General features: G+C 40.8%; 7 protein-coding genes. 6 read left to right on the top strand and 1 reads right to left on the bottom strand.

All coding sequences use genetic code 11. From position 1 onward, the window contains the following. Nucleotides 1-146 precede the first annotated feature (146 nt). The 6 genes from AC1DPZ_RS20650 to AC1DPZ_RS20625 all read left to right on the top strand — a co-directional run bounded on the left by AC1DPZ_RS20650 (nt 147) and on the right by AC1DPZ_RS20625 (nt 3,657). Nucleotides 147-929, top strand: a complete 783-nt coding sequence (locus tag AC1DPZ_RS20650) for a Rossmann-like and DUF2520 domain-containing protein (protein ID WP_477406945.1) — start codon at nt 147-149, stop codon at nt 927-929. 19 nt (nt 930-948) lie between these two features. Continuing rightward, nucleotides 949-1,281: a 2Fe-2S iron-sulfur cluster-binding protein gene (locus AC1DPZ_RS20645; RefSeq protein WP_477406943.1), complete on the top strand. Its 333-nt coding sequence runs from the start codon at nt 949-951 to the stop codon at nt 1,279-1,281. Between the two features lie 86 nt (nt 1,282-1,367). Further along, entirely contained in the window at nt 1,368-1,610 is a 243-nt protein-coding gene (gene iscX / locus AC1DPZ_RS20640; RefSeq protein ID WP_477406941.1) for a Fe-S cluster assembly protein IscX, read from the top strand. A gap of 110 nt (nt 1,611-1,720) precedes the next feature. Then, nucleotides 1,721-2,242, top strand: a complete 522-nt coding sequence (locus tag AC1DPZ_RS20635; protein ID WP_477406939.1) for a KdsC family phosphatase — start codon at nt 1,721-1,723, stop codon at nt 2,240-2,242. Nucleotides 2,243-2,357: 115 nt separating this feature from the next. Further along, nucleotides 2,358-2,927, top strand: a complete 570-nt coding sequence (locus AC1DPZ_RS20630; RefSeq protein WP_477406937.1) for a Maf family protein — start codon at nt 2,358-2,360, stop codon at nt 2,925-2,927. Nucleotides 2,928-2,991: 64 nt separating this feature from the next. Continuing rightward, nucleotides 2,992-3,657 carry a DUF4136 domain-containing protein gene (locus tag AC1DPZ_RS20625; RefSeq protein ID WP_477406935.1) on the top strand — a complete coding sequence of 222 codons (666 nt, stop codon included), beginning with the start codon at nt 2,992-2,994 and terminating at the stop codon, nt 3,655-3,657. Nucleotides 3,658-3,954: 297 nt separating this feature from the next. Here AC1DPZ_RS20625 and AC1DPZ_RS20620 read toward each other — a convergent pair. Then, the coding region (locus AC1DPZ_RS20620; RefSeq protein ID WP_477406933.1) for a T9SS type A sorting domain-containing protein at nt 3,955-5,778 on the bottom strand (1,824 nt) is incomplete at its 5' end.

The following is a 5,778-nucleotide window of genomic DNA, read 5'->3' as shown; positions in this document are numbered from 1 at the left end:
ATATTAAAGAGGCTGCGCCAACCAGGAATATTATAATTATTATACTTACTTTAAGTATTTTCATAGCGTATTTAGATGATGTTTACTAAAATACACAAATATTTAATTGGTTTTAACCTGTTTAGGGTATAAATTGTAAAATTAATATGCGCATAACATTAATAGGATCGGGCAATGTGGCAACACACATGGCGGCAGCTTTTAAAAATGCCGGTCATCGGATAGTACAGGTTTATAGCCCAAACATGCACAATGCAGCGTTATTAGCGTATCATGTAGGCGCTACTGCCATAAATGCGATCAGCGACATTAACCCCAATACAGATATATTTATTATCGCGGTTAAAGATGATGCCATTGCTCCGGTTAGCCAAACACTGGCCATACATCGAAAACTAATAGTGCATACCTCAGGCTCAACAAACCTGGATGTATTATTGACTTTTACCGATAAAGCCGGAGTGCTTTATCCCCTTCAAACCTTTAGCAAAAACCGCGAAGTTGATTTTGCAACCGTTCCACTATGTATTGAAGCAGCAAGTGATAGGATTTATGCTGATTTAGAGCAACTTGCAACAACAGTAAGCAGTAATATTTATGGCGTTAACTCGGCAGGGCGTAAAATATTGCACCTGGCAGCAGTGTTTGCATGTAATTTCCCTAATTACTTGTTTGAGGTGTCAAGGCAACTGCTAACTGATCACGAAATGGACTTTAATTTACTAAGGCCACTGATACTGGAAACCGCCCAAAAAGTGCAGCAACAATCACCTGCAGCAGTGCAAACCGGTCCGGCGGTGCGTAACGATCAAATAACTATGAATAAGCACCTGGAAATGCTTGCCGACCAGCCCCAATTGCAACAGATTTATACATTGCTAAGTCAGGGTATTATCAAAAACAATAATGGAGGGCACGGGGATAAGTAATTTTGTTACTTTTGCCTAAATGAACATTTTTAAAGTAAAGATAAACTTCGAGGAGAATGGGCACAATACAATTGAACTGCCAATAGCCGAGGGAGAATCTGTATTAGACGTGTGCCTGGAGAATGGCATCGAACTACAGCATAATTGTGGCGGCGTTTGCGGATGCAGCACCTGCCATGTTTACGTTAATAAAGGAATGGACAGCGTCCAGGAAATATCTGATAAAGAGGAGGATTTTATTGACAGGGCCGTTGACCCACGGATCAACTCGCGCCTGGGTTGCCAGTGTGTAATTGTTGATGGCGATATAGAGGTTACCCTGCCGGATCAATCGCAGTTCCTTGGTCATTAAGGTGTTTATTAAGCCCCCGAAAGCACTAAGATAGAAACAACGTACATACACAGCGTATCGCGTAATTAAGTATATAACCAAAAAAAATGAGCGAGAACAAATTTGCCTTACCAATTCACTGGAACGACTACGAAGATATTGCTATTGAACTTTATGAAAAGTTTGGTAATGACTTTGACGAATCGAAAATATACCGGATCCGGTTTACCGAACTATTGGAGTGGGTGCTAAGCCTGCCCAACTTTGCCGGCACAAGGAGCGAGTCAAACGAAGGTCACCTGGAGCAGATTCAATCGGCCTGGGTATATGAGTGGCGGGATAATCAATAGGTTAGTAAGTGGTGAGTAGGCAGTTGTGAGTGGTTAGGTCGTTTTTAAAGAGAGATCATTCTTAAATCGGTGCTCTCACCTCAATAATCGGTGAAATCATAAATAAAATAATGGAGTCATTTCTAAATAAATTAAAAGATATAACCACATTTATTTTTGATGTGGATGGAGTGCTTACAGATGGTTCTGTTTTTGTGACCGAGAGCGGCGAGCAAAGCAGGGCTTTTAATATAAAGGATGGTTATGCCCTGCAGTTGGCCGTTAAATGCGGTTATAATGTTTGTGCCATATCTGGCAGCAGGTCAAAAAGTGCTATATACCGTTTAAATAGCCTGGGGATCCAGGATGTTTATATGGGTACACATACCAAATCGCAGCGTTTTAAAATTTACCTGGAAGAGAAGGCTATTATTGCTACCAATGTGTTATACATGGGCGATGATATACCCGACCTGGAAGTAATGAAACTTGCCGGTTTACCCGTTTGTCCTGCCGATGCTGTTGAAGAAATAAAAGCAGTAAGTGCTTATGTATCACCATATGGTGGCGGCAAAGGCTGCGCCAGGGACATCATTGAAAAAGTACTTAAGGTACAGGATAAGTGGATGAGCCAGGAAGCTTATAGCTGGTAAATTAAGTCAAAAGTCAAAAGTCTTTTATCCTTTGTCTGAAAGTCCTTTGTCTGAAAATCCTTCGTCCATAAATCCTTCGTCCACAAATCCTTCATCCATAAATCCTTCATCCAAAATGAATATTCCCAAAATCATTCTCGCATCCAAATCGCCACGCAGGCAGGAGCTTTTGCGCTTGATGGACCTGGAGTACGAGGTAGTGTTGAAAGACGTGGATGAATCATATCCCGATGGTTTAACACCACAGGAAGTTGCCGTTTATATAGCCCGTAAAAAAGCCGAAGCTTTTGACGAAACGATAGGAGATGAGGTAGTGCTTACTGCCGATACCATTGTTTGTGTTGATGACCGGATATTAGGTAAACCCGAAACGCCTGAACATGCCATTCAAATGCTGCAAATGCTATCGGGCAAGGTGCATTTGGTGATTACCGGGGTGTGCCTGTTATATAAGCATAAATACAATAACTTTTTTGATGTATCGGAAGTGTTTTTCCGCAAGATGAGTTTGGAAGAGATCACCAGTTACGTGGCTGAATATAACCCTCTTGATAAAGCCGGTTCATACGGGATCCAGGAGCGGATTGGACTTATCGGCATCGAAAAAATATATGGCTCATACACCAATGTAGTGGGCCTGCCAACCGAGAAATTATACGCCCAGTTAGTTAATTTAAATAAATAATATTTAAATTAAACCTTTTGTTTTTCATAAGTCTAATACTCAAATACAACAGAGCTAATTTGTCATGAAAACAACCATTAATTTAGGGCTGGTATTGTTGCTGGTATCTGCCCTATCTGCTTGCAGCAGTTACACTTATTACACCGCAGCAAAAAATAAAACAAATCTTTCTGCCTACCGTACATTTGCCTGGCTTCCGCCAGATGCGCAGCCAAACAAGGCAGGTGGTATAGTGAAAAAAGAAATTGCCGACGAGAAGGTTAAAGAAACTACCATCCAGGCATTAACGGCTAAAGGCCTTAAATTACAGGAAACTGATCCGGATTTGCTGGTAAGCTACTCTACAGTGACCGGGCGGGGCGTAAAAAATGAATTTTACCCTGCATATTATGGCTCACTTTACTCCGGCTGGGGCTGGGGCGGCTTTGGCTGGGGGTACCGCCCGTTTTATGGTTACGGTGGCTTTGGCTACGGTTGGGGCTGGGGATACCCTTATTATGGCGCAGGTGGAGTTATGGCCCGCGTACCTTACAAAGAGGGTACTTTGATCATCGACATTATTGACCGTAATACAAAGCAGTTGATATGGCGTGGTTTTGGTGTTGGCGAATTACATAATCCAAAAACAACTTTAAAAGAATTACCTAAGGTAGTTAACGGTATTTTACAACAAATTAACCTGAATTACACCGGCCATGCTCCAGTTAATTTAGAAACTAAAAAAGCTTAAGTCAAATTTATTTCACCTGCAAGCAATAAATTTAAAAATCCCTTCGAGTCTCAGGCCCGAAGGGATTTTTGTTTGTGATGCAAATGGATGGCGGTAAATATACCCGCTATTATTACCAATACAATTATCCAGGTATCAAGCGGGCATGTATTGTCATAWGGATCTTCGCCATTACAACCTATATCGCTTTGCGCMTGRCTCATTATTGGAATAGCRATAAAAATTAAAACRGTTAATAAACGGWAAATAATACTTAACTCACTTTTACAACTTCTCATTACTTAAAATTATTTAAATCTATTTTTTTAAAAATTTAGCTTTCCCCAACGAGTTGCCACTATTATCATTCAATTCAACAATATAAATGCCTGGTTTAAATTGGGATACATTTTCGCCCCAGCTATAGTTATCTGATGTTTTTTGCATCACTAATGTACCTGTTGCATCGTAAATATTTAGTTTATAGCTTGATGCCGCTGTGGTTGTTTTACCATTGGTTACGTTTACATTTAAGGTTTCGGCTGTTGGATTGGGGTACACGCTAAACATGCTGGCATTCCCTGATTTGTCATAGTAAATATTTACCGGGCCCGAATAAGTGATATTGCCATATAGGTCAACCTGCTTTAAGCGGTATACATTATTACCTGTATTTGGTGCTTTATCAGTGTATTTATAAATGGTAGCTCCATTGCTTTGTATTTCATATACCGGCGAATAATCTGTTCCGCCTGCTTGCTGTTTTTCAAGCGTAAAGAAATAATTGCCTCCCTCATCGTATGCCCGCCAGGTTACCAGTATCCCATCGGTAGCCTTTTGCGCGTTAAAGGTTGCCAATTGGTATTTGTGCCCGGGTACTCGTTGAATTGACAGGTCAAAACGGTTGGCACCGAAAGTAGTGGTATCTGTTGTTACAATGTTGAAGTTATATGACTTGTATTTGCCAATATCCAGGGAATCTTTTTTGAAATGATCAAGCAGGTAAAGTTTATATTTAATGCTGTCAATATTTTTAATATCAACCAGGTCAATAGTATACAAACCGCTGCTTGTAGCTTTTACAAATAATTTAACCTTTTTACCCTTTGCTGCATAATCGCCCAGCTGGTTTATTGATGTTCGTACACCATCAACAGAATAACTCGACATGAATACCTTAGGCGACATCCCGTCCAAATCCAGGGCATCTTCTGTATTATGATAACCGTCGTCCCAGTTTTTATTGAAGTAAATGCCGCATTGCGTGTTAACCAGGCTATCTTTTGTCAACTGGAGGTGCAAGCCTGTTAAAAGTGGCTCATTAGCTGTGGACTTAAAGCTTTTGTTTAGCAGGGCAATATCACCTTTGGTACTCATAAGCAAAGCCGGTGTTGTAGCATTAGTGATGGCAGGGTAGGTTACCTTTTGATCTTCTTTAAAAGTTATAGTTTGTCCTGTAGCGGTAGCATCAACAATAAAACCTTGCCCGCTCACAATATATTTACTGGCCTTGGTATTCGATGTTGTACTATCTTTAGCGTTATAGGAAATATACGTTTGGCCTGGTTCATTCATTTCCCAAAAAATTGGGCTTATAGCGTTTGTAGTGACATTGTAGTTATCTGAATATACAGTTTTTAAATTAATTGTGCTTGCGTATGGATTACCTACCTGGTTGTAGCCAGGCAAAATAGCCCCGGTACCAGTATGGTAGGGTATAGCTGTGCTACCGGTATTCCAGAATTTAACCGGTACATTTCCCTGATTTAAATAACCAACAGCGGTAACGGTTGTGTTTTCAGGAGATGGCCTTGCGGCTGACGAAACAGCGGTACTGCTGTTATCGCCAATAAAGAAGAATAGATAACTGTTGCCGACAGGCACAGATACACCAGCAGTTTGAACCGCGGGCTTGCCGGATAATGTTGTTACTGTTGAACCTGTAATACTATAGATACCAACGTTTTTACCGGCTACAAAGGAAGTGTTATCAGTTGTACGGCTTTCATCATATAGATATATAGATGGATTGCCGCTGGTTACAAAAAAGCCTGTTCCCGGGCCCCCTGTTAAAGCGCCACGATAGGTAGTACCGGCAAATGATTGCGAAACGCTTAAATAACCAAGACCTAAATTGCCACC

The organism is Mucilaginibacter sp. P4_G9, assembly GCF_056400985.1.
This window is presented reverse-complemented; position numbering and strand designations above follow the sequence as displayed.